Annotated in this window: 22 protein-coding genes; 7 read left to right on the top strand and 15 right to left on the bottom strand. The window is 65.1% G+C overall.

Annotation, left to right across the window (positions count from 1 at the left end; translation table 11 throughout):
* Position 1: 1 nt before the first annotated feature.
* From ccoO (N7650_RS23430) to ccoN (N7650_RS23405), 6 genes are all read right to left on the bottom strand, one after another.
* Positions 2-610, bottom strand: a complete 609-nt coding sequence (ccoO, locus tag N7650_RS23430) for a cytochrome-c oxidase, cbb3-type subunit II (RefSeq protein WP_009396219.1) — start codon at positions 608-610, stop codon at positions 2-4.
* Complete coding sequence (gene ccoN / locus N7650_RS23425; RefSeq protein WP_009396220.1) at positions 610-2,052, bottom strand: cytochrome-c oxidase, cbb3-type subunit I; 1,443 nt, start codon at positions 2,050-2,052, stop codon at positions 610-612. Before ccoN (N7650_RS23425) ends, ccoO (N7650_RS23430) begins: the two co-directional genes overlap by 1 nt.
* Positions 2,053-2,544: 492 nt before the next feature.
* Entirely contained in the window at positions 2,545-3,480 is a 936-nt protein-coding gene (gene ccoP / locus N7650_RS23420; protein WP_279900227.1) for a cytochrome-c oxidase, cbb3-type subunit III, read from the bottom strand.
* Positions 3,477-3,674: a cbb3-type cytochrome c oxidase subunit 3 gene (locus tag N7650_RS23415; protein ID WP_009396225.1), complete on the bottom strand. Its 198-nt coding sequence runs from the start codon at positions 3,672-3,674 to the stop codon at positions 3,477-3,479. Before N7650_RS23415 ends, ccoP begins: the two co-directional genes overlap by 4 nt.
* A gap of 5 nt (positions 3,675-3,679) precedes the next feature.
* The gene (ccoO, locus tag N7650_RS23410; RefSeq protein ID WP_009396226.1) at positions 3,680-4,288 is read right to left on the bottom strand and encodes a cytochrome-c oxidase, cbb3-type subunit II; all 609 of its coding nucleotides are present in this window, start codon (positions 4,286-4,288) and stop codon (positions 3,680-3,682) included.
* A 10-nt stretch (positions 4,289-4,298) separates the two neighbouring features.
* Complete coding sequence (ccoN, locus tag N7650_RS23405) at positions 4,299-5,723, bottom strand: cytochrome-c oxidase, cbb3-type subunit I (RefSeq protein ID WP_009396227.1); 1,425 nt, start codon at positions 5,721-5,723, stop codon at positions 4,299-4,301.
* A 49-nt stretch (positions 5,724-5,772) separates the two neighbouring features.
* Between ccoN (N7650_RS23405) and N7650_RS23400 the strand changes: the two genes are divergently transcribed.
* A complete protein-coding gene (locus N7650_RS23400; RefSeq protein ID WP_279900226.1) occupies positions 5,773-6,462 on the top strand; it encodes an alpha/beta family hydrolase in 690 nt (229 codons plus the stop codon).
* 119 nt (positions 6,463-6,581) lie between these two features.
* Here N7650_RS23400 and N7650_RS23395 read toward each other — a convergent pair whose 3' ends face one another.
* The gene (locus N7650_RS23395) at positions 6,582-6,866 is read right to left on the bottom strand and encodes a pyrimidine/purine nucleoside phosphorylase (protein WP_009396232.1); all 285 of its coding nucleotides are present in this window, start codon (positions 6,864-6,866) and stop codon (positions 6,582-6,584) included.
* 74 nt (positions 6,867-6,940) lie between these two features.
* Complete coding sequence (locus tag N7650_RS23390) at positions 6,941-7,492, bottom strand: exonuclease domain-containing protein (protein ID WP_009396234.1); 552 nt, start codon at positions 7,490-7,492, stop codon at positions 6,941-6,943.
* A gap of 172 nt (positions 7,493-7,664) precedes the next feature.
* Here N7650_RS23390 and N7650_RS23385 point away from each other — a divergent pair, with 172 nt between their 5' ends.
* Positions 7,665-8,468 (top strand): transporter substrate-binding domain-containing protein, encoded by an 804-nt coding sequence (locus tag N7650_RS23385; RefSeq protein ID WP_279900238.1) that lies wholly within the window; start codon positions 7,665-7,667, stop codon positions 8,466-8,468.
* Between the two features lies 1 nt (position 8,469).
* On the opposite strand, the gene N7650_RS23380 is transcribed toward N7650_RS23385, so the two are convergent.
* The 4 genes from N7650_RS23380 to dsbD all read right to left on the bottom strand — a co-directional run bounded on the left by N7650_RS23380 (position 8,470) and on the right by dsbD (position 12,583).
* A complete protein-coding gene (locus N7650_RS23380; protein ID WP_009396246.1) occupies positions 8,470-9,015 on the bottom strand; it encodes an RNA polymerase factor sigma-70 in 546 nt (181 codons plus the stop codon).
* A 255-nt stretch (positions 9,016-9,270) separates the two neighbouring features.
* On the bottom strand, positions 9,271-10,029 hold the full coding sequence (gene dsbG, locus N7650_RS23375) for a thiol:disulfide interchange protein DsbG (protein ID WP_279900225.1): 759 nt from the start codon (positions 10,027-10,029) through the stop codon (positions 9,271-9,273).
* The gene (locus N7650_RS23370; protein WP_279900224.1) at positions 10,026-10,871 is read right to left on the bottom strand and encodes a TlpA family protein disulfide reductase; all 846 of its coding nucleotides are present in this window, start codon (positions 10,869-10,871) and stop codon (positions 10,026-10,028) included. The genes dsbG and N7650_RS23370 overlap by 4 nt, the downstream gene beginning before the upstream one ends.
* Positions 10,871-12,583, bottom strand: a complete 1,713-nt coding sequence (gene dsbD, locus N7650_RS23365) for a protein-disulfide reductase DsbD (protein WP_279900223.1) — start codon at positions 12,581-12,583, stop codon at positions 10,871-10,873. The genes N7650_RS23370 and dsbD overlap by 1 nt, the downstream gene beginning before the upstream one ends.
* Before the next feature lie 165 nt (positions 12,584-12,748).
* Between dsbD and N7650_RS23360 the strand changes: the two genes are divergently transcribed.
* The 3 genes from N7650_RS23360 (at position 12,749) to N7650_RS23350 (ending at position 16,590) form a co-directional block, all read left to right on the top strand.
* Positions 12,749-13,432 (top strand): response regulator, encoded by a 684-nt coding sequence (locus tag N7650_RS23360; protein WP_279900221.1) that lies wholly within the window; start codon positions 12,749-12,751, stop codon positions 13,430-13,432.
* Complete coding sequence (locus tag N7650_RS23355) at positions 13,429-14,751, top strand: ATP-binding protein (RefSeq protein ID WP_279900219.1); 1,323 nt, start codon at positions 13,429-13,431, stop codon at positions 14,749-14,751. Before N7650_RS23360 ends, N7650_RS23355 begins: the two co-directional genes overlap by 4 nt.
* 219 nt (positions 14,752-14,970) lie before the next feature.
* A complete protein-coding gene (locus N7650_RS23350; RefSeq protein ID WP_279900218.1) occupies positions 14,971-16,590 on the top strand; it encodes a twin-arginine translocation signal domain-containing protein in 1,620 nt (539 codons plus the stop codon).
* A 67-nt stretch (positions 16,591-16,657) separates the two neighbouring features.
* Here the strand turns inward: N7650_RS23350 and N7650_RS23345 are convergent, their stop codons facing one another.
* From N7650_RS23345 to N7650_RS23335, 3 genes are read right to left on the bottom strand one after another with little or no spacing between them, the layout of a single operon-like run.
* The gene (locus N7650_RS23345) at positions 16,658-18,058 is read right to left on the bottom strand and encodes an efflux transporter outer membrane subunit (protein WP_279900217.1); all 1,401 of its coding nucleotides are present in this window, start codon (positions 18,056-18,058) and stop codon (positions 16,658-16,660) included.
* 3 nt (positions 18,059-18,061) lie between these two features.
* The gene (locus tag N7650_RS23340; protein WP_009396262.1) at positions 18,062-20,026 is read right to left on the bottom strand and encodes a MacB family efflux pump subunit; all 1,965 of its coding nucleotides are present in this window, start codon (positions 20,024-20,026) and stop codon (positions 18,062-18,064) included.
* The gene (locus N7650_RS23335; RefSeq protein WP_279900216.1) at positions 20,027-21,202 is read right to left on the bottom strand and encodes an efflux RND transporter periplasmic adaptor subunit; all 1,176 of its coding nucleotides are present in this window, start codon (positions 21,200-21,202) and stop codon (positions 20,027-20,029) included. It lies immediately after the preceding gene.
* Positions 21,203-21,473: 271 nt separating this feature from the next.
* On the opposite strand from N7650_RS23335, the gene N7650_RS23330 reads away from it, so the two are divergent.
* Both N7650_RS23330 and N7650_RS23325 read left to right on the top strand, forming a co-directional pair.
* Positions 21,474-21,956 carry a hypothetical protein gene (locus N7650_RS23330; protein ID WP_064301834.1) on the top strand — a complete coding sequence of 161 codons (483 nt, stop codon included), beginning with the start codon at positions 21,474-21,476 and terminating at the stop codon, positions 21,954-21,956.
* Positions 21,957-22,034: 78 nt separating this feature from the next.
* Positions 22,035-23,304: MFS transporter (locus N7650_RS23325; protein WP_279900215.1), on the top strand; the 1,270-nt coding region annotated here is incomplete at its 3' end.

Raw genomic sequence — 23,304 nt, 5'->3', positions numbered from 1 at the left:
GTCACCGTTTGCTTTTGATGATGGTGCCGAGGCCCTGGAGGTACGCGACCAGCGCGTCCATTTCGGTCTTGCCCTTGACCGCGTCGCGGGCACCGGCGATATCCGCGTCGGTGTACGGCACGCCCAGGGTGCGCAGGACTTCCATCTTCTTCGCGGTGTCCTTGCCATCGAGCTTGTTTTCCACCAGCCACGGGTAGGCCGGCATTTTCGACTCGGGCACGACGTTGCGCGGGTTGTACAGGTGCGCGCGGTGCCAGTCATCGGAGTAACGACCGCCAACCCGTGCCAGGTCAGGACCGGTGCGCTTGGAACCCCAGAGGAACGGGTGGTCCCAGACGCTTTCGCCGGCCACCGAGTAGTGGCCGTAGCGCTCGGTCTCGGCGCGGAACGGACGGATCATCTGCGAGTGGCAGCCGACGCAGCCTTCGCGGATGTACACGTCGCGGCCTTCCAGTTCCAGCGCGGTGCGCGGCTTCATGCCTTCGACCGGCTTGTTGGTGACGTCCTGGAAGAACAGCGGAACGATCTGGGTCAGGCCGCCGATGCTCACGGCGATGACCATGAAGAAGGCCAGCAGGCCGATATTCTTCTCGACTACTTCGTGCTTCATCAGTGCGCTCCCACGACGACGATCTGTTCGGCGGCCGCAGCCTCGGCCGGTTTCGACGCGCGTACGGTGCGCAGGACGTTCCAGGCCATCAGCAGCATGCCCGAGGCGAAGAACGCACCGCCCAGGGCGCGGACGATGTAGCCCGGATGGCTGGCTTGCAGGGCTTCGACGAAGGAGTAGGTGAGGGTGCCGTCATCGTTGATCGCACGCCACATCAGGCCCTGGGTGATGCCGTTGACCCACATCGAGGCGATGTAGAGCACGGTGCCGATGGTGGCGAGCCAGAAGTGCGCGTTGATCAGGCCGATGCTGTGCATCTGCGCGCGACCGTAGAGTTTCGGGATCATGTGGTACACGGCGCCGATGGAGATCATCGCCACCCAGCCGAGGGCACCGGCGTGTACGTGGCCGATGGTCCAGTCGGTGTAGTGGGAGAGCGAGTTGACGGTCTTGATCGCCATCATCGGGCCTTCGAAGGTCGACATGCCGTAGAAGGCCAGGGACACCACCAGGAAGCGCAGGATCGGGTCGGTGCGCAGCTTATGCCAGGCGCCCGAGAGGGTCATCATGCCGTTGATCATGCCGCCCCAGCTGGGTGCCAGGAGGATGATCGACATCACCATGCCCAGGGATTGGGCCCAGTCGGGCAGGGCGGTGTAGTGCAGGTGGTGGGGACCTGCCCAGATGTACAGGGTGATCAGCGCCCAGAAGTGCACGATGGACAGGCGGTACGAGTAGATCGGACGCTCGGCCTGCTTGGGCACGAAGTAGTACATCATGCCGAGGAAGCCGGTGGTCAGGAAGAAGCCCACGGCGTTGTGCCCGTACCACCACTGGATCATCGCGTCGGTGGCGCCGGCGTAGGCCGAGTACGACTTGAAGAAGCTCACCGGCAGCGAGATGTGGTTGACGATGTGCAGCATCGCGGTGACCAGGATGAAGGCACCGTAGAACCAGTTGCCGACATAGATGTGCTTGGTCTTGCGCTTGACGATGGTGCCGAAGAACACCACCGCGTAGGTTACCCAGACGATGGCCAGCAAAATGGCGATCGGCCATTCCAGCTCGGCGTATTCCTTGGTGGTGGTGTAGCCCATGGGCAGGGTGATCAGTGCACTGACGATCACCGCTTGCCAACCCCAGAAGGTGAAGGCCGCGAGGCTGTCGGAGATCAGTCGGGTCTGGCAGGTTCGCTGCACGACATAGTAGGAAGTGGCGAACAGCGCACACCCGCCGAAGGCGAAGATCACCAGGTTGGTGTGCAAGGGGCGCAGGCGTCCAAAGCTCGTCCATGGCAGGTCAAGGTTCAGCTGCGGCCAGACCAGTTGCGAGGCGATGAAGACACCGAGGCCCATGCCAAGGATCCCCCAGACCACCGTCATGATGGCGAACTGGCGGACGACCTTATAGTTATAAGCAGTCGGACTGATTGCTGTGCTCATTCTAAGGTTCCACGGTTTTTAGGTGTTTTTGTAGGTAGAGAAATCGGCGCAAGTATCTACAGGGAGTGTGGGTATTGCAACGCAAGGGGTACCGTCCCACGGCTCTCCAGGGCCTTTGCTGCGGCCCTTCCGACCCAACTACCGCGCAAATTGTACACAATAATCAATTATTTATGTGCACCATTTTTATTGTGGATTGCACGCCCAACAAGGCACCGATTCCCGTCGAGACGCCACGCTTTCTCCCTGCGAAAACTAGGGGAAAGCAAAGGGCCATCGGCGTTTGCGCGGCTGTGGCGAAGTGAGGTCACCCGACAGGGGTGTAGGGTCGACATCACCTGAAGCCCCATGTGGCAACAAGCTTAGTCCCGTTCGGAGGGGGTGCAAGGAGGTACGCGGAAGGGGTGCGACACTCTGCCGCAGGCGCGAAAAAAACCGCCGCACCCGGTTCGGGTGCGGCGGTTTCAGTCAATCCTCAGATGGATCGAAGGCTTACTGTGCAGAAGTCTTGTCGCCTTCCTGCGAAAGGCTGTAGACGTACGCGGCCAGCAAGTGGACCTTGTCGTTGCCCTGGATGTCCTGCTGGGCAGGCATCTGGCCCTGGCGGCCATAACGGATGGTCTGCTGCAACTGGGCGAAGCTCGAACCGTAGATGAACGCCTGCGGGTGAGTCAGGTTGGGCGCACCCATCGCTGGCGTACCCTTGCCTTCCGCACCGTGGCAGGCCACGCAGTTGGCCGCGAAGATCTTCTCGCCGTTGGCCGGGTCGGCCTTGGTGCCTTCCGGCACGCTGCGGCCATCCAGCTTGGTCAGCACGAAGGCGGCCACGTCGGCCACGCCCTGCTCGCCGATCACCTCCGACCAGGCCGGCATCACACCGTGGCGACCCAGCATGATGGTGGTCTTGATGGTTTCCGGCTCGCCGCCCCAGCGCCAGTCCTTGTCGGTCAGGTTGGGGAAGCCGTAGGAACCCTTGGCGTCGGAACCGTGGCACACGGCGCAGTTGGAGGCGAACAGGCGGCCGCCCATCTTCAGCGCTTGCGGGTCCTTGGCCACTTCTTCCACCGGCATGGCGGCGAACTTGGCGAAGATCGGCCCGTACTTGGCATCGGCGCGCTCCATCTCCTTCTGCCACTCGTTGGCGCCGGTCCAGCCATTTTCATAGCCGGGCAGGATGCCTTTCCAGTTGCCCAGGCCAGGGTAGAGCACCAGGTAGCCGGCGGCGAACACCAGGGTGCCGACGAACAGCCAGAACCACCAGCGTGGCAGCGGGTTGTCGTACTCCTCGATGCCATCGAAGGCGTGGCCCATGGTCTGGTCGGTGCTGCCGGGTGTCTCGCCCTTGCGGGTGGACAGCAGCAACCAGGTCAGGCCGATCAGGCTACCGATGGTCAGTACGCTGATATACGTACTCCAGAAGGTGGTCATTGCCGATTACTCCTCGTGGCGTTTTCTTGTTCGGCGTTGGGCAGGCGGTCGTCGGCGAAGGGCAGCAGGCTCGCTTCGGCGAACTCGCGGTCACGCCGGCGGTTGAAGACCCAGAGCGACAGGCCGATGAAGGCGATCGCCACCACCAGGGTGCCGAGGCCGCGCAACTGGCCGATATCCAGACTGAAATCCATGGCGCTTACCTCTTGTTCTTGATCGCGGTGCCGAGCACCTGCAGGTAGGCGACCAGGGCGTCCATTTCGGTCTTGCCCTTGACCGAGGCGACGGCACCGCTGATGTCGTCGTCGCTGTACGGCACGCCGAGGGTGCGCATGGCCTTGATCTTGGCTTCGGTATGGCTGGTATCCACTTGCTGGGCGACCAGCCAGGGGTACGCCGGCATCTTCGACTCCGGTACCACGTTGCGCGGGTTGTACAGGTGCGCGCGGTGCCAATCGTCGGAGTAGCGGCCACCCACGCGGGCCAGGTCAGGGCCGGTACGCTTGGAGCCCCAGAGGAACGGGTGGTCCCAGACGCTTTCACCGGCCACCGAGTAGTGGCCATAGCGCTCGGTTTCGGCGCGGAACGGACGGATCATCTGCGAGTGACAGCCGACGCAGCCTTCGCGGATGTAGATATCGCGGCCTTCCAGTTGCAGCGCGGTGTAGGGCTTCATGCCTTCGACCGGCTTGTTGGTGACGTCCTGGAAGAACAGCGGAACGATCTGGGTCAGGCCGCCGATGCTCACGGCGAACACCATCAGCAAAACCAGCAGGAAGACGTTCTTTTCAATGGCTTCGTGTTTCATCTCGTACTCCTCAGGCCAGCTGCGCGGAAGCGTCTGCGGTGGCCGCAACCGGGGCACGCACGGTGCGCCAGGTGTTCCAGGCCATCAGCAGCATGCCGGTCAGGAAGATCGCACCGCCGACGAAGCGCACGATGAAGCCCGGGTGGCTGGCCACCAGGGTTTCCACGAACGAGTAGGTCAGCGTGCCGTCGGCGTTGACCGCACGCCACATCAGGCCCTGGGCGATACCGTTGACCCACATCGAGGCGATGTAGAGCACGGTGCCGATGGTGGCGAGCCAGAAGTGCGCGTTGATCAGGCCGATGCTGTGCATCTGGGTACGGCCGAAGACTTTCGGGATCATGTGGTACAGGGCGCCGATGGAGATCATCGCGACCCAGCCGAGGGCACCGGCGTGTACGTGGCCGATGGTCCAGTCGGTGTAGTGGGACAGGGCGTTGACGGTCTTGATGGCCATCATCGGGCCTTCGAAGGTCGACATGCCGTAGAACGCCAGGGACACCACCAGGAAGCGCAGGATCGGGTCGGAGCGCAGCTTATGCCAGGCGCCCGAGAGGGTCATCATGCCGTTGATCATGCCGCCCCAGCTTGGCGCCAGCAGCACCAGGGACATGATCATGCCGAGGGACTGGGCCCAGTCGGGCAGGGCGGTGTAGTGCAGGTGGTGCGGACCTGCCCAGATGTACAGGGTGATCAGCGCCCAGAAGTGCACGATGGACAGGCGATAGGAATACACCGGACGCTCGGCCTGTTTCGGCACGAAGTAGTACATCATCCCCAGGAAGCCGGCGGTCAGGAAGAAGCCCACGGCGTTGTGGCCGTACCACCACTGGACCATGGCGTCGGTGGCGCCGCTGTACAGCGAGTAGGACTTGGTCAGGCTGACCGGCAGTTCCAGGTTGTTGACGATGTGCAGCATCGCCACGGTGAGGATGAAGGCGCCGAAGAACCAGTTGCCGACGTAGATGTGCTTGGTGTTGCGCTTGATCAGCGTACCGAAGAACACCACGGCATAGGCCACCCAGACGATGGTGATGAGGATGTCGATCGGCCATTCCAGCTCGGCGTATTCCTTGGAGCTGGTGTAGCCCAGCGGCAAGGTGATGGCGGCGAGCAGGATCACCAGTTGCCAGCCCCAGAACGTGAACGCGGCGAGCGCGGGCGCGAACAGGGTGGTCTGGCAGGTTCGCTGGACCGAGTAGTACGAGCTGGCGAACAGCGCGCACCCACCGAAGGCGAAGATCACCGCGTTGGTATGCAGCGGGCGCAGGCGCCCGAAGCTGGTCCAGGGAAGGTCGAAGTTGAGGGCGGGCCAGACGAGTTGCGCGGCGATGAAAACGCCGAGCCCCATCCCGACGATTCCCCATATCACCGTCATAATGGCGAATTGGCGGACCACCTTGTAGTTGTAGGCGGTACTGCTGGTTGTGTTCATGTATGGGTTCCCATCCACGGTTATAGGCAGGCTAGAAAGCGAGGCAAGCATGATTAATGGGCAGGTCGCCGGTATTGACGGGGATCAATTGGCGAACAGGGCGAACGTGCGCGGGTGGTTGTGGAATGCCCCGCAAAATCAGGCAGATGGCGGGGTTCGCGGCTGCCTGGTGCTTGCCCACGGGGCGGGTGCGCCGATGGACAGCGGGTTCATGGACGACATCGCGCAAAGGCTCGCCGGGCAAGGGGTTGGCGTGCTGCGCTTCGAGTTCCCGTACATGGCGCAGCGCCGCGCCACTGGTGGCAAAAGGCCGCCGAATCCCCAGGCGGTTTTGCTGGAGAGCTGGCGCGAGGTGTGGCGCGAGGTGCGACCATTGGTCGCTGGGCCGCTGGCGGTTGGCGGCAAGTCCATGGGCGGGCGCATGGCCAGTCTGCTGGTGGACGAGCTGGGAGCGGACGCTCTGGTGTGCCTGGGCTATCCCTTCTATGCACCGGGCAAGCCGGAGAAGCCGCGGGTGGCGCATCTGGCCGGGCTGAAGACGCCGACGCTGATCGTGCAGGGCACGCGGGATGCGCTGGGGAACAGGGAGGCGGTGGAAGACTATGAACTGTCGCCGGCGATCGAGCTGTGCTGGCTGGAGGCGGGGGATCATGACCTCAAGCCGTTGAAGGCTTCAGGCTTCACTCATGCCGATCACATGCAGACGGCGGCGGAGCGGGTTGCACAATTCCTGAAGTGAGCCGAGAACCCTGTGGGAGCTGGCTTGCCAGCGATGAGGCCAGATCAGGCTACGTCATTGCCCTTGCCGGCCCTATCGCTGGCAAGCCAGCTCCCACAGGGGTTTGTGCAAGCCGCTGATCAGTCGCGGTACTCGCACAGGTAGGCGGTATCCACCGCTACCTTCAGTTGGAACTTGGCATTGGCCGGCACATTGAACTGGCTGCCGGCGGAGAAGGTTTCCCAGTTGTCGCTGTCTGGCAGCTTGACGGTCAGGGCGCCGGAGACCACGTGCATGATTTCACGCTGGGCAGTGCCAAACTCGTATTCGCCCGGGGCCATGACGCCGATAGTGGCCGGACCTTCAGCGCCGGTGAAGGCGATGGATTTGACCGTGCCATCGAAGTACTCGTTGACTTTGAACATGGGCGACTCCTGAAAAGAAAGGGACCAAAAAGGCCGGCCAGTATGCCCAAGCCGGCTGGTCTCGTCATCCGCTTTCAGGTGCCCTGCAACGGCAGGGTCAACGGCAGCAAACGCGCGGTGTTGCGGGCATCTTCCAGGGCCCGATGCTGTTGCCCTTGAAACTGCAATCCGGCCAGTTGCAACGCGCCGTTGAGCCCCGGCGGCCGGCTCAGGTGGCGGGCCTTGGCGAAGCGCTGCTTGAGGTTGAGGTGGGGAACCCGGGCCAGCAGGCTGTCGATGCCATTGGCCTGCCATTCCTGAAGCAGTTGCTTGCGATCGTAGTCGCCCCAGCTGGTCCAGCCCTCCAGGCGTGGCTGGTAGTTGCCCAGCCAGCGCTCGAACTGTTCCCAGACGTCGGCAAAGGGCGCCGCGCCATCCACGTTGGCCTGGGTGATATGGGTCAACTGGCGGCAGAACGCCGTCAGTTGCGGACGCCGCCGCGGTTTGACGAAGCGCTGGAAGTGATCCACCTCGCGGCCTTCGCGATTGACCAGGCTCGCGCCGATTTCGATGATTTCCATTTCCGTGATCGGCCAGCCGCCGTCATCGGTGGTGGCTTCCAGGTCGATCACCAACCAATGGCCCATAACTGTTTCCCTGACAAGATAAGGCTCAAGCGTAGCCAAACCCGGCGGCTGCCGGTATCCCGTGGCATTTTGCCCTCAGTGCGCGAAAATGGCGCATGCAGCGGGTTGTGTTACCTCGGGAAAACCCCTAGCTTAGTTGGATTCAGGCCGGAAATCCTTGAGAGTGTTGCCCTTGATCCCAGCGCCAATACCACGGGTATTGCTTTCGTTATCGTGTCTCTTCCTGACCTGGCAGGCAGAGGCGGTTTTCGCCGGGGAAAGCGTCGATATCAAGATCGGCGCGGCGCATTTTCCGCCTTACACCGTGCGCCCCGAGCAGGGCGCGGATACCGGTTTGCTGCCGCAACTGGCCGAAGCGCTGAACAAGGCGCAGCAACGCTTCCACTTTGTCCTGGTGCCCACTTCGATTCCGCGGCGCTTCCGTGATTTCGAACAGGGGCGGGTGGACATGGCGATCTTCGAAAACCCGGACTGGGGCTGGCAGAACATCGCCCACGTCAGCGTGGACATGGGCCTGGAGGATGCCGAAGTCTTCGTCACCCACCGTACCGAAGGACGCGACCAGCGTTACTTCGACGACCTCAAGGGCAAGCGCCTGGCCCTGTTCAGCGGTTACCAGTACGCCTTCGCCAATTTCAATCCCGACCCGCGCTACCTGGCCACTACCTACAACGCCACGCTCACTTATTCCCACGACAGCAACCTGCTGATGGTGCAGCGCGGCCGTGCCGACATCGCCCTGGTCACCCGCTCGTACCTGAGCGACTACATGGTGCGCAACCCGGGCAGCGCCGATGAGTTGCTCGCCTCGCAGCGCATCGACCAGGTCTATCACCATTACGCGCTGCTGCGTCCGCAGGCGAAGATCAGCGGCGAGGAATTCGCCGCGTTGCTCGAGCAGTTACGGGTCAGCGGCGAGCTGACGAGGATCTTCCAGCCCTACCAGATCCAGGTGACCGCCACGCCCGCCCGGTGATTCAGTGGGTCGAGCCGGCACTGCGGGCGCTGGACACCTTGCGGCAGTGCACCAGGGCATCGCGGATCATGAAGTTGACCAGGGTCGGGGACACGCCGAGTTCCTTGGCAATGTCCTTTTGCGCAACGCCGTGCAGGCGGTACATCTCGAAGGCGTAGCGGGTGCGCGGCGGCAGTTCGGTCAACGCATCGGCAATATGTTCGAGGGTGGCGAAGTTGATATGCGCGGCCTCGGGCGAGGCGCCCTGGACCACCACGTTCAAGCCTTCCTCTTCGCTTCCCGAGTACTTCATTTCCATTGCCTGCTTGCGGTAATGGTCGATGGCCAGGTTGCGCACGATCTGGAACAGATAGCTCAGCTGCGCCTTGAACGACGAGGTGATCTGCGGCGCGGAATTGAGACGGAAGAAAGCGTCCTGGACGACATCCTCGGCCCGAGAGCGGCAGCCGGTGATGCGGGCCGCGATCTTGACGAGGATGTTGCGATTGTCGACGAACGCTTGGAGTAACGGTGAATCGCACTTACCTGTGGATAGTTGTTCCGCCATGGAAATCACCTTTTCTCTAAGTGGATAGCGAACGGCCTTACGGGGCCGTTCACTGCGACGTGCGACAAACTAGTATTAATGATAATTATTGTCAAATGCGAAAGTTGGTAATAGATCCTGCGATTTAGATCTAAGCCCGACGCAGAGCCTGGCTAGCCGGCGTTCGAGTGCGTCATGGGCAAAAAAAGACCGCCTGCATGGGGCGGTCAAACGAACCGGAGCGCGGGCTGAATTCGCTCCGGACGGGAGGAGGGCTCAGCGCTTGCCGAGGATCTTGCCCAGCAAATCCGGGCGCGGCGCGCCTTGCTGCTGTTGCAGGCGCTGCTGCTCATCGAGGTAGAAGATCGCCGGGGTGGCGGACAGGCCGAGCTCGTCCATCAGGGCCTGGTTGGCGTCGAGTCTGGCCTGGACCTCGGCGGGAATCTGCTCCAGGGCCTTGAGCGTGCTCGCCTTGCCGGCCCGTTCATGTTCCAGCAGGGCTTTCTGCGGGTCCTTGGCGGCGAGCAGGGCCGCCGATTTGCCCGGGCTGTCGGCGCGGATGATGCCGACCATGATGTGCCGCAACTGCACCTTGCCGGATTCGACCCACGGCCGCGCCTGCTCCCAGAACATGTTGCAGTACGGGCAATTCGGGTCGCTGAACAGGTAGACGATGCGCGGAGCATCGGCCTTGCCGTCGGCGATCCAGGCGGCTTTCTCCATCTTCGCCCAGACCTCCTTGGCCATTGGCGCATACACCAGCTTTTCCAGTTGCGGCTCGCTGAGGTCCCGGCCCTGGGCATCGAACAGGCTGCCCACCAGTACGTGCTTGCCATCCGGGGTCAGGTACAGGGCCACACCTCTGTTCTGGAAGCGTGCGGCATAGCCCTTGAGGCCATCGGGTGCATCGAAGCTGCCGACCACCTCGGCACCCTTGGCTTCGATTTGGCGCACGGCCGGCGGCAGCTCTTCGGCCACCAGCAGGGGGCTGGCAATCAGGCTCGCGGCCAGGCTCAGGTAAAGCGGGATTCTCATGGTGCATTCCTTGTTGCGGGAACGGGAGCGCGGCGCAAGTCTTCATCGAGGGATTGCAGCGCGTGATGCAGGCTGGCACGGGACAGTTCGCCCAGGTGGCTGCCTACCAGGCGCCCTTCGGCGTCGTAGAACAGCGTGGTGGGCAGGGCCATCGAGCCGACTGCGGTGGCCAGGTGGCCGCCGGCGTCGAACAGCACGTGGGACAGGTTGAGCCCGGTGGTGGCGAGGAAGTTGGTGACGATCTGCGGCGTCTCGCCCTGGTTGACGAACAGGAAGGTGACCTGCGGGTACTCGTGCTGGGCCTGTTGCAGCACCGGCATTTCACGCCGGCACGGCGGGCACCAGGTCGCCCAGATATTGATCACCAGCGGCTTGCCGCGCAGGCTGTCCAGCGCCACTTCCTGGCCCTGGGCGTTCTTCAGGCTCAGGTGCGGCAGTTGCGTGCCTTGTTCGTAAAGATGGCTGGCCCAGCTGGCCAGCAGCCAGAACAGCGCTCCGCTGGCCAGGCCCCAGCCCAGCGGACGGCGCCGGCCCGGCTTGCGCCAGGCGATCCACAGTGCACCGATCAGCACGGCGAGGGCGCCGGTCCAGGGCAGGAAGCCGCCGTCGCGGATATCGACGATCTGCAGCAGGTCGTCACGGTACAGCGGCCAGTAGGCAGCGACGAAACCGATCCGCGCGCAGAGCAGCCCGGCGATGAACAGGTTGAACAGCGACGACTCGGGGTTGTCGCCGTCGCGCCTGGCCACGCGCCAGCCGACCAGGGTCGCCAGGCCCAGGGCCAGAAGCAGCAGCAGGTGGTCGAGGGCCAGGGCGACCGGGCCGATATTCACCGTCAACATCAGCCGTCGCTCCGGGTGCTGTTCCAGTGTTGCAGGAAGGTGGTGGCGTCCACTTCGCCGACGATGCGCCGGGCACGGCGTTCCTCGCCATCGGGGCCGATCCACAGCATGCTCGGCGGGCCCGGGACCTGGTAGCGCTTGAGCAGCTCGCGGGCGGGGGCGGCGTCGGCGGTGACATCCAGGCGCACCAGGCGGACCCCGGCCAGTGCCGCGAGGACGTCAGGACGGGCGAACACCTGCTTTTCCATGACTTTGCAGGACACGCACCAGTCCGCATAGTAGTCGAGGAATACCCACTGGCCCTGGCTGCGCGCGGCGTCCAGTTCGGCCTGCAAGGCTTGCGGGGTGCTCACCGTGGTGAAAGCATCTTCGTCGGCCACGACCTTGGCGCCTGCGCCGTTGAACGGCGCGAGCGGGCGCCACGGATCGCTACCGCCACCCGCTGCACCGAGCAGCGCCAGCACGCCCCACAAGCCGGCGACCAGCATCACCGGCTGCAGCGCACGCAAGTGCTTCAGGGCTGGCCAGGCACTCCACGCCAGGGTCAGCAGCCAGGCGCCGGCCAGCGCCAGCCACAGGCTCGGCGCCAGGACCACGCGCAGGGTGTACAGGGCCATGCCGAGGAATACGAAGCCGAACAGGCCCTTGACCAGGTTCATCCAGGCGCCGGGGCGCGGCAGGTAGCGATTGCCCACGGTGACCAGCAACAGCAGCGGCAGGCCCATGCCCAGGCCGAGGCTGAACAGCACCAGGCCGCCATGCACGGCGTTGCCGCTCTGGGCGATGTACAGCAGGGCGCCGGCCAGTGGCGCGGTCATGCACGGGCCCATCAACAGGCCGGACAGCGCGCCGAGCACGGCGGCGCCGACCAGGTTGCCGCCGCGTGTCTTGCTGCCGGCACGTTCCAGGCGATCACGCAGGGCCATCGGCAATTGCAGTTCGAAAGCGCCGAACATCGGCAGCGCCAGCAAGACGAACAGCGCGGCCAGGCTGCCGAGCAGCCATGGCTGTTGCAGCCAGGCCTGGAGATTGGCACCGAGCAGTGCGGCGATCACCCCGAGGGCGGCATACACCAGCGCCATGCTCAGCACATAGGTGCCGGCCAGAACCCAGCCACGGCGACTGCTGACATTGCTGCCCATCACCAGCCCGGCGAGGATCGGCAACATCGGCAGCGAACAAGGGGTGAACGCCAGCAGCAGGCCCAGGCCGAAGAACACCAGCAGGCCCCAGGCCAGTCGGCCCTGTTGCAGGGTGCCGGCCAGGGCCTGGTCGTCGGCCTGCGCCGCGCTCGCGGCCGCGCCACCCAGGTCGACCACGGAGGTTTGCGGCGGGTAGCACAGCCCGGCATCGGCACAGCCTTGCCAGCCCATGCGCAACGTACCCTTGGCCGAGGCAGGCAGGATCAGTTCCAGGGCACCGCGATACACCGGCTGGTTGCCGAAGAATTCGTCGTGATGATCGACGGCAGGAGGCAGCGGCGGCGTCTGTTCCGGCGTCAGGCCATCGAATTTCAGGCGTTTCTGATAAAGGTAGTAACCCTCGGTGATTGCCCAGTGCAGGCGGATTTCTCCCGAAGGCAGGCGCTGGCTGGTAAAGACGAAAGCCTTTTCCACCGGGAGGAAGTCGCCCTGGGCGAAGGGATTGGCGAAGTCCTGCGCCTGGCTCAGGGAGCCGAACAGGCAGAGAAACGCCAGGATCAATGCACGCATGTCGAAGCCTTGGATGTCATGAGCGGCCAAGGCTGACCCGGGCGGATTAAAGCAAGGTTAAGCCGTCGGCCGGCAGGCGACGGGGCCCGTGGGGCAGGGCATAATCCCCGGTTAATCCTGCCGTGGCCCAATACGGGCTTCCCCGCCCATGACCGAATCGCACCCATGCATGTACTGCTCTGTGAAGACGACGACCTGATCGCCAGCGGCATCATTGCCGGGCTTAGCGCCCAGGGCCTGAACGTGGACCGGGTGGCCAACGCCAGCGCGGCGCGGGCCATGCTCCAGGCCGCGCATTTCGACGTGATGGTGCTCGACCTCGGCCTGCCCGACGAAGACGGCCTCAAGCTCCTTCAGCGCCTGCGCCAGCAGGGCCACAGCCTGCCGGTGCTGATCCTGACCGCCCGCGATGCGGTGACCGACCGGGTCGATGGCCTGCAGGCGGGGGCCGACGATTACCTGCTCAAGCCCTTCGACCTGCGCGAACTGGCCGCACGCCTGCACACCCTGGTGCGGCGTACTGCCGGGCGTTGCGTGAACATCATCGAGCACGGGCCGCTGAGTTTCGATCCGAGCAACTGCGAGGTCAGCCTTGGCGGGCAGCCGGTCGATCTTTCCCGTCGCGAACAGGCGCTGCTGCAGGCACTGCTCAACAATCCGGGGCGGGTGCTGTCCAGCGAACAGCTCAAGGACAGCGTCTACGGTTTCAGCGACGAGGTGGAGAGCAACGCGCTCAACGTGCATATCCACCACCTGCGGCGCAAGCTGGGCAACGGCATCGTCGAGACCGTGCGCGGCCTGGGCTACCGTCTTGGCCCGGCGCGCCTGCCCGGGGAGGCCGGGCAATGAGCCTGCGCCTGCGCCTGAGCCTGATCCTGGGCACCGCCTTCGTCCTGATCTGGGCGCTGGCCGCCGCCTGGATGCTGCGCGACCTGCGCCAGCAGATGATGTTCTCCCTCGACCAGCGTCTGGTGGCTTCGGCCCGCATGGTTGCCGGCCTGATCGACCAGTTGCCGCAACCCCTGACCAGCAAGGGCGAGGGCACCCACCTCAGCGCCGACCAGCTCAGCGTACCGGACGGCATGGCCTGCCAGGTCACTTCCCTGCGTGGCGAGATCCTTGCGCGCAGCCATCAGAATGCCGACCAGCACCTGGATGACGGTCGTGGCGGCTTCCACGACCAGATGATCGACGGTGCGCGCTGGCGCAGCTTCACCTTCGCCCATGGCGACATCCGCATCACCACCGCGGACCGCCACCTGGAACGCGAGGCGCTCAACCGCTCGATCCTGCTGGCGGCCTCGGCGCCGGTGCTGGTGGCGCTGCTCGGCAGTCTCGGGCTGCTGTGGATCGGTATCGGCAAGGGCCTGGCGCCGCTGAACTGGATGCGCGAAGCCTTGCGCAGACGCAGCCCTGACTCGGTCGAGCCGCTGCAGATCAAGGCGGTGCCCAGCGAGCTGCAGCCCTTGCTGGATACCCAGAACCAGCTGTTGCAGCGCATCGGCCAGACCATCGAGCGCGAGCGCCGCCTGACCGGCGACGCCGCCCACGAACTGCGCAGCCCGCTGACGGCGATCAAGACCCATCTGCAGGTGGCGCGGATGACCGATGGCCTGGTGCGCGAGCAAGCCCTGGCCCACGCCGAGGAAGGCGCCGACCGCCTGCACCGGACCCTGGAGCAGTTGCTGCTGCTGGCGCGGGTCGAGGGTAGCCTGTCGTTCGACGATGGCGTGCAGTGCAGTGCCGACCAGGTGGCGCGCCAGGCGATCCAGGACACCGGTGATGATCGTCGGATCGTGCTCAATGCTCCGTTGCAGGCGGCCAAGGCACAGTTGGACATGCCCGGTGCACTGGCGGTGGCGGCGTTGCGCAACCTGCTGGACAACGCCCTGCGCCATAGCAGCGGCGAAGCGCCGGTGGAGCTTGAAGTGCGGGTGGAAGAAGCGGGCGTCGGCTTCCTTGTCCGCGATCACGGCCCGGGCATTCCCGAGCAGGACCTGCAACATCTTACCCAGCGTTTCTGGCGCAACGGGCACAGCGAGGGCAGCGGACTGGGGCTGGCGATCGTCCAGGCCATCGTGCAGCGCTGCGCCTGTTCGCTCGACTTCTACAGCCGCAGCGACGGGCTACGGGTGTTGCTGAGGATGCCGCTTAAAGCATCCACCTGAGCCGGATCTCCCTGTGAGACTGGCCCCTGTGGGAGCTGGCTTGCCAGCGATGAGGCCAGACCAGGCAACATCATTGCCCGTGCCGGCCCTATCGCTGGCAAGCCAGCTCCCACAGGTTTTGTGGTGTTGCGGCTATTGTGTTCTCCCGCCTAAATTTTTCCTCCAACCCAACGTTCTAGCTTGGACATAAGCAGTTTCCATGGCTGACACGGGTGGGGAATGACGATATCGCGCAGGGGGTTCCTGGCAGGTCTGGCGGTGACGGGCGCGGCGGTGCCGGCGGTGTATTACGCCCACAAGAAGCTGACCCACGACCCCGAGGACGATATCGTCACCCCCGGCGAAGCTAGCGTCGAGCTGGCCGACAGTGCCGGCCAGCAACTGGCCAACCAACTGCGCGGCGTCTGGGATATTCGTTTCACCGGTGCCGACGGCGGTTTGCCGGGTTTGCCCCGCGAGGGCATCCCGCTCTACCTCGACATCTCCGCCAAGGGCCGAGGCCTGCGTGGCGTGCTGGGCACTCGGGAAAACCTCGAGCAGCCCGGCCCCGCCATGTATCGCGTACTCGGTGACCTGGTCGGTGCCTCCAGCGCCCAGGTGCGCTGGCGCCTGTTGAGCAACCAGGGCGGTCCCGGCTTCGAGTGCATTGCCACCCTGGACGAAGTCTGGGGCGAGTACGGCAATGCCGGCAGCGGCACCCTCTCCGGGCGCATGCAGCCCCTCGACCGCTCCATGGCGCTGCCCGTCCAGGACAGCCATTTCGTCGCGGTCAAGCGGATGTTCCCCGAAGCCCGCGAGCGCATCGTCTATACCCCGGAGCTGCGCGCCTGGCTGATCAGCCCCGAACACCGGCTGTTCCACCAGCTCTGGCATGCGACCCGGGACAAATGGCATCGCCTTTCCGAAGAGCGCCACGGCGCGCTGCGCGGCCTTGGCTGGCAACCTGGCCCGCGTGGCCAGGAGCGCGATGCCCGGGGGCCGAAAAAGCACCGCAACGGTTCGGGCGTGGACTTCCTGTTCATGCACCGGCACATGCTCGATGCCGCCCGGGCCATCCAGCCATTGCCGTCCTGGCCGCATTTCCCCTTGCCGCAGCCGAACGTGGAATACGACCGCCACGGCTTCGCCCGCTACTTCGACAACCATGACGGCTACAGCGTCCCGCCGACCTGGCGCGCGCCGGGGGACAGCGACTACACCCAATGGGTCGCGGCGATCAAGGCGCAGGAAACCTTCTGCTCCAACTTCCAGGTCTGGGAGTCGCAATACCAGGACCCGCTGTACCTGTCGAAAATGACCCTGGGCGAGCTGGGTTCGGAACTTGAGATGAACCTGCATGACTGGCTGCACATGTGCTGGGCATCGGTGCCGCGTGATCCCTCCAACGGCGCGCCGGTGCCGTTCGCCCGCGATCCTTCGGACTTCGCCGCACGCTGGTACGGGCCGGAAAACGATTTCCTCGGCGACCCGTTTTCCTCCCATGTGAACCCGGTGTTCTGGGGCTTCCACGGCTGGATCGACGACCGTATCGAAGACTGGTACCGCGCCCATGAGCGGCACAATCCCGGGCAGGTGCGACGCTTGCAGGTCAACGGCGTGGAGTGGTTCGCCAAGGGCCGCTGGAACGAAGTGGAAGACCCTTGGCTGGGGCCCGACACCCATGGCTGCAGCACCACGCCGGGGATGTTCCCGGGCAAGTCCGTGGAAATGGATGTCGAGACCATGAAACTGGCGCTGCGCATCGTGTTTGCCAAGGATGATGGGCTGGAGCCGCTGTTCAAGCGGGTACCGCAGCGGCCCTGGTATGCGCGGCACCTGTCGATGAAAGGGATTGCCTGATGGCCTCATCGCTGCGGCGCTGCCGAACCCTGTGGGAGCTGGCTTGCCAGCGATGAGGCCCTGAAGCCTAGCGAGAAGCTACCTGCCAACCACCCCCTAGAGCCTTGTACAGCGCCACGCTCCCCTGCACCCGCGCCAACCGCAACTGCACCTGCTGATCCTGCGCCTGGTACAAAGTCCGCTGCGTCTCCAGCACGGTCAGCAGCGTCTCTGCTCCGGCCCGGTAGCGACTCTGCGCCAGCTCGAACGCCGTGCGTGCCTGACGCACCTCCTCATCCTGCCATTCACGCTGGCGATCCACCCCGTCAATTCCGTTCAGGGCCTTTTCCACATCGGCGAAGGCCGAAACGATGCTGCCGCGATAGGTCGCCAGCAGTTCTTCGCGCTGGGCCACGGCCCTGTCGCGCTCGGCACCCAGTCGTCCATTGTCGAAGATCGGCGCTGCCAGCCCGGCGGTGAGGCTGTAATAGGGGCTGCGCAGCAGTTGATCGAACACCTGCGCCCCCGAGCCGAGATTGGCGCCCAGGGTCAGGCTCGGCAGCATCGCCGCCCGGGCCACCTGCACGTTGGCCTGCGCCGCTGCCAGCCTGGCCTCGGCTGCTGCGATGTCGGGCCGTCGGCCGAGCAGGTCGCTGGGCACGCCGGCGCCGATGTCCGGCCAGCGAATGGCTTCGAAGCGTTCGCCAGTGGCCGGCAATCGTTGCACCGGCTCGCCAAGCAGGGTCGCCAGGGTGATGCGGGTTTCCTGCAATTGCTGCTCCAGCAACGGCACCTGCCGTTCCTGGGCCGCCACCAGGCTGCGCTGCTGGGCCAGTTCCAGGGCCGTGGCCGAACCTGCGGCATGACGGGTCTGCACCACCTTGAGCACGTCCTTGGCGTTGGCCAGGTTGAGCCGGGCGATCTGCAGTTGTTCGACCAGGGCCAGGCTTTGCAGGTAACTGCCGGCGACCCCGCTGAACAGGGTCAGCTCCACGGTCTGCCGGTCGAAGCGGCTGGCATCGAGACTGTAGCGGGCACTGTCCCGGGCCGCTGCCTTGCCGCCCCAGAAGTCCACTTCATAGCTGGCGCTCAATGCCGTGCCATACGAGCTGTAGGTGCGATCGCCGTCGTTGGCGTCGATGCCGTTGTAGCCCTTGCCGTGCAGCAGGCGCTGGCGGCTGGCATCGAGACCGTACTTCACCTGCGGCAGCAGCGGAGCACCGGCGATCACCGCACTGGCCTGGGCCTGGCGGACCCGGGCCATGGCGGCGGCAAGATCGAAGCTGTTGACCTTCGCCTGTTCGATCAGGGCATCCAGTTGTGGGCTGGCGAAGGCGTGCCACCAAGGGCCATCGGCGATCGCCGGGCTGGCCTGCACCGGGCCTTGCCAGTGGGCCGGCACCACAGGCAGTGCGTTGTCCGGCCGGGGGCTGGAGCACGCGGCGAGGAGCAAACCAAGGGTGAGAAGACTGAGGCGGCTGGCGTTCATCGTTTATTCGCTTGTCAGGGCTTTGACCGGATCGAGCCGGGCCGCCTTGCGGGCCGGCATGAAGCCGAATACCACGCCGGTCATCACGGCGCAGGTAAAGGCGCCGAGCACGGCGCCGAGGGAGAAGGCCACGGCGATGTCCGCCAGCATCAGGCCACCGCCGATCAGTGCGGCAAGCACGATGCCGGTGACCCCGCCGACCATCGACAGCAGCACCGCCTCGGTGAGGAACTGGCGCAGGATGTCGCGTTGCCGTGCCCCGGTGGCCATGCGTATGCCGATTTCACGGGTGCGTTCGCGCACGGTCATGAGCATGATGTTCATCACCCCGATGCCGCCGACCAGCAGGGAGATCGCGGCGATCGCCCCGAGCATCAGCGACAGGGTGTTCTGCGTGCGCGCTTCGGCCTGGATCAGTGCGGCGAAGTTGGTCAGTTCGTAGTCCTGCTTGCCGTGGTGCAGCTTGCGCATCAGGTGGTCGATGGCCGCTTCGGTTTCCTTGACCCGGGCCGAATCGACTGCGGCGATGGTCACGTATTCCGGATCGCGGCTGCCGAACAGGCGGATCGAGGCGGCGGAGTAGGGCACCACGATGCGCCCGTCGCTGTCGGTGTCGCCGGAACTGGCGCCCTTGGCGGCAAGGATGCCGAGCACCTGGAACGGCACCTTGCCGATCAGGATGTACTGGCCGATGGGGTTGCGCTCGGCGAACAGCTTTTCCCGGACCTTCTGCCCGATCACCGCCACGGCGGCAGCGCTGCGTTCGTCGGCGTCGGTGAAGAAGCTGCCTTCCACCACCGGCCAGTTGAAGATCCCCGGGAAATAGGTGTTGTTGCCGCCGACATAGAAGCTGTGGCTGGCATTGCCATAGCGCACGGTCAGCTCGCTGCCGATCACCGGCATGATCTTCTTCACCTGCGGCAGCCCGGACAGCGCCTCGACATCGTCGAGGGTGACGATGCCTGCCGGTTCGTGAAGGCTCGCGGACTTGGCACTGAGGTAAAGGATGTTCGAGCCGAAGGCGGCCATCTGCGCGACGACCTGGCGCTTGCTGCCCTCGCCGACGGCGAGCATGACCACCACCGAGGCAACGCCGATGACGATGCCGAGCAGGGTCAGGGCGGTGCGGAAGCGGTTGATCCACATGACTCGCCAGGCCGCCTGCAAGGCTTCCAGCAACTCGCCCTTCCAGGCGCCGGTCTGGGTGGCGCCGCGGTCCAGGTGCTGGCGCAACTCCTCGGCCTGGGCGCCGGCCCTGGCGGGTTCGCGCTCGCCTTGCGGGTTGATCGAGTCGCTGATCACCAGGCCGTCGCGGATCTCGATCACGCGCCGGGCGCGGGCGGCCACCTGGCGGTCGTGGGTGATGAGGATGATCACGTGGCCCTGGCTGGCCAGTTCGTCGAGCAAGGCCATGACCTCGGCACCGCTCTGGCTGTCGAGGGCACCGGTGGGTTCGTCGGCGAGGATGATATGGCCGCCGTTCATCAGCGCGCGGGCGATGGACACCCGTTGCTGCTGGCCGCCCGAGAGCTGGTGCGGGCGGTTGCCGGTGCGCTCGCCGAGGCCCAGGCGCTCCAGCAGGGCGGTGGCACGGGCATGGCGCTCCTCGGCCGGAAGGCCGGCGTAGATTGCCGGCATTTCGACGTTCTCCCGGGCCGAGCCGGAGGCGATCAGGTGGTAGCCCTGGAACACGAAACCGAAGGCCTCGCGGCGCAGCCAGGCCAGTTCGTCGCTGTCCAGCCCGGCGACATCCCGGCCGGCGAACAGGTACTGGCCGCTGGTGGGACGGTCGAGGCAGCCGAGGATGTTCATCAGCGTCGATTTACCGGAACCGGAGGCGCCGACGATAGCGACGAATTCACCCGGGTGGATGGCCAGGTCGATGCCGCGCACCACCTCGACCTTGGGGGTGTCGACGCCGCCGTAGGATTTGCGGATGTCGCGCAGTTCGATCAGCGGGATGCTCATTCAACCCCCGCTGGCGACAGGCGCGCCGATCAGCAGGCGCTCGCCTTCGGCCAGGCCGTCGAGGATCTGCACCCGCAGGCGGTCGCTGATGCCGGTACGCACATGGCGCTGCTGCACCTGGCCGTCGCGCCCCAGCACCTGGGCCAGGCGCTGGTCGGGCTGGTCGCCGTCTTCTTCAAGTGCCGCCAGGGGCGCGGTCAGAACATTGCTGGCCTGGCCGGCCACGAAGAACACCTGGGCGGTCATTTCCGCCATCAGGCTGTTGTCCGGGTTGTCCACGTCGAGCAGCACGGTATAGAGCACCACCTTGCCACCACTGCTGCCGCTGCTGCCTGTAACGCTGCCGCCGCTGCTCTGCATCGACGGGTCGAGGGGCTTGGGCGGGATTGGCAGGATTTGCCGTACCGTGCTGACCCAGCGTCGCTTGCCGCCGGCGAGGGTGGTGAACCAGGCCTGCATACCCGGTTTGACATGGCCTATGTCGGCTTCCGATACCTGGGCCCAGACGGTCATCGGCGACAACCTGGCGATGCGCAGGATCAGCGGCGTCTGCTGCTGGGCATTGAGGGTCTGGCCTTCGCGGGCGTCCACCGCGACCACGGTGCCGGACATCGGCGCATAGATCCGCGTATAGCCCAGCTCCGCTTCATCGCTGCGCAGGCTGGCCTGGGCCTGGAGGATCTGCGCGCGGTACATGTCGATGCGTGCCTGGGTCACCTTGAGCCGCGCTTGCGCGGTCTGCACGTCTTCCTCGCGGGTAGCGCCGCCTGTGGCGAGGCTTTGCTGGCGCTTGAGCTGCTGTTCGGCGAGCCGGTACTCGGCCTGCTGCTCGGCCAGTTGGGCCTTGAGGTTGTCGATGGAGTAACGCCCGGCGTCGAGCTTGGCCTGCTGGGTAGAGGGATCGATTTCCACCAGCAGCTGGCCTTCCTCGACCTGGTCCCCGGGTTCGACGTGCAGCTTGCGGATCTGTCCCGAGGCCTGGGCGCCGACATCCACGTAGCGGCGCGGTTGCAGGGTACCGAGGGCGGTAACGCTGCTTTCGATAGTGTTGCGGGTGACCGTGACGGTGTTCAGCGTGTCCTGGCCGGGCAGGGTCTTCCAGGCGGCCAGAGCGCCGAGGCTGGCCAGGCCAAGGGCGCAGAGCAGCAGGCGGTATTTGAATGCGGGACGTCTCATGGCGGGTTCCAGCCGAAGGGTTCGGCCCGCGCACAGGGGCGACAGCGCGGGGAGGGGCTCCCAGGTAGACGAAGCACTTGTGCGCTTATTTACCCCGTGCACGCGAGTACGCAGGTCGAAACGCGGACGCCGTTTAAACAATATATTGACGCTTCCTTGATTTCCGACGGTTTCCCGTCAACTATCAAGGAAAGCTGCCAGGGAAAGCCGCTTCCTGCGGCGAATCGACCAAGGATCGTTCACCCTCAACCACTGCCCTTGGTCACCGACGATGCCCGACAAGTCCTTGCGAATCCTCCTCGCCGACGCGCATCCGATGCAACTTCTGCAACTGGAGAAGATGCTCAATGGCATGGGCTATTTCCGCATCGCCCCGGTGCAGTCCTTCGACGACCTGCAGCATCTGGTGCACAACGCGCTGCTGCCCTTCAACCTGCTGATCGGCAACATCGATCTTGCCAGCCATGCCGGGGTGGACCTGGAACGCTTCTGCCGGGTCAATGTGCAGATCCAGCATGCGCTGCTCTACGAGTCCCAGCACCTGAAGATACCGGCAGTGCCGCCGGGCCAGCGCCAGGCCCTGAACATCAGCCTGCCCAGGGTGCCCGATGACGAGACCCTGCAGGCCTTCATGGCGCTGGTGGACACACCGCGGGTGATCGGCCAGTTGCGACCGCCGGGCAAGCCAGGCCTGCGCGGGCCGGCCAAACGCTTGCAGAACCTTGGGCAGACGGTGTTTTCCCGATCCTCCTGAGACGCCAGCACGCCTGCGCATTTTTGATATGCTCTGCCGCTCGTTCGCGCGACCCTGTCCATTGCTGCGGAAATCCCTATGACTGCCAACGACTCCACGCGGCTATCCCGTGGCGATCACAAGACCCTTGGCCTGGCGGCCCTGGGCGGTGCGCTGGAAATCTACGATTTCATCATCTTCGTATTCTTCGCCCTGACCCTGAGCCAGCTGTTCTTCCCGCCGGAAATGCCCGAGTGGCTGCGCCTGCTGCAAAGCTTCGGGATCTTCGTCACCGGTTACCTGGCGCGTCCGCTGGGTGGCATCCTTATGGCGCACTTCGCCGACCACCTGGGGCGCAAGAAGGTGTTCAGCCTGAGCATCCTGATGATGGCACTGCCTTGCCTGCTGATCGGGGTAATGCCGACCTATGCGGACATCGGCTATGCCGCGCCGCTGATCCTGCTGGCGCTGCGCATCCTGCAGGGGGCGGCGGTCGGCGGCGAGGTACCGAGTGCCTGGACCTTCGTTGCCGAACATGCGCCGGTCGGCCGGCGCGGCTACGCCCTGGGCTTCCTCCAGGCCGGGCTGACCTTCGGCTACCTGCTCGGCGCGCTGACCGCGACCCTGCTGGCAAAAGTCTTCACCCCGCAGGAGATCCTCGATTTCGCCTGGCGCTATCCGTTCCTGCTCGGCGGGGTGTTCGGCGTGATCGGCGTGTGGTTGCGCCGCTGGTTGAGCGAGACGCCGATCTTCCTGGCCCTGGAACGCCAGCGCAGCGACAGGCCGGTGGAGTTTCCCCTGCGCGCGGTGCTGCGCGAGCATCGCCGCGCGCTGGTGCCCGCCGCCTTGCTGACCTGCGTGCTGACCTCGGCGGTGGTGGTGCTGGTGGTGATCACCCCGACCGTGATGCAGCAACGTTTCGGCATGAGCGCGGGGCATACCTTCGCCCTGAGCAGCATTGGCATCGTCTTCCTCAATATCGGCTGCGTGCTGGCCGGGATGCTGGTGGATCGCATCGGTGCCTGGCGGGCACTGATCCTCTATTCGCTGTTGCTGCCGTTGGGGATCGGTGCCTTGTATGGCAGCCTGGTGGCGGGCTGGGACAGCGTCGGTATCGCTTATGCCCTGGCCGGCCTGGCCTGTGGTGTGGTCGGCGTGGTGCCCTCGGTGATGGTCGGGTTGTTCCCGGCGCGGATCCGCGTGTCGGGGATTTCCTTTACCTACAACGTCGCCTACGCGCTGTGGGCGAGTACCACGCCGCTGATGCTGATTGCGCTGATGCCATGGAGCCCGTGGGTATGCGTGGCGTTCTGCGCGGCGATGGGCCTGGTCGGGGTGCTGACGGCGATGTACTTCGGGGCGCGGGAAC

The organism is Pseudomonas sp. GD04058, from assembly GCF_029836855.1.
GTDB lineage: Bacteria > Pseudomonadota > Gammaproteobacteria > Pseudomonadales > Pseudomonadaceae > Aquipseudomonas > Aquipseudomonas bharatica.
The sequence above is the reverse complement of the archived record's forward strand: the minus strand, read 5'-3'. Positions and strand labels throughout refer to the sequence as shown.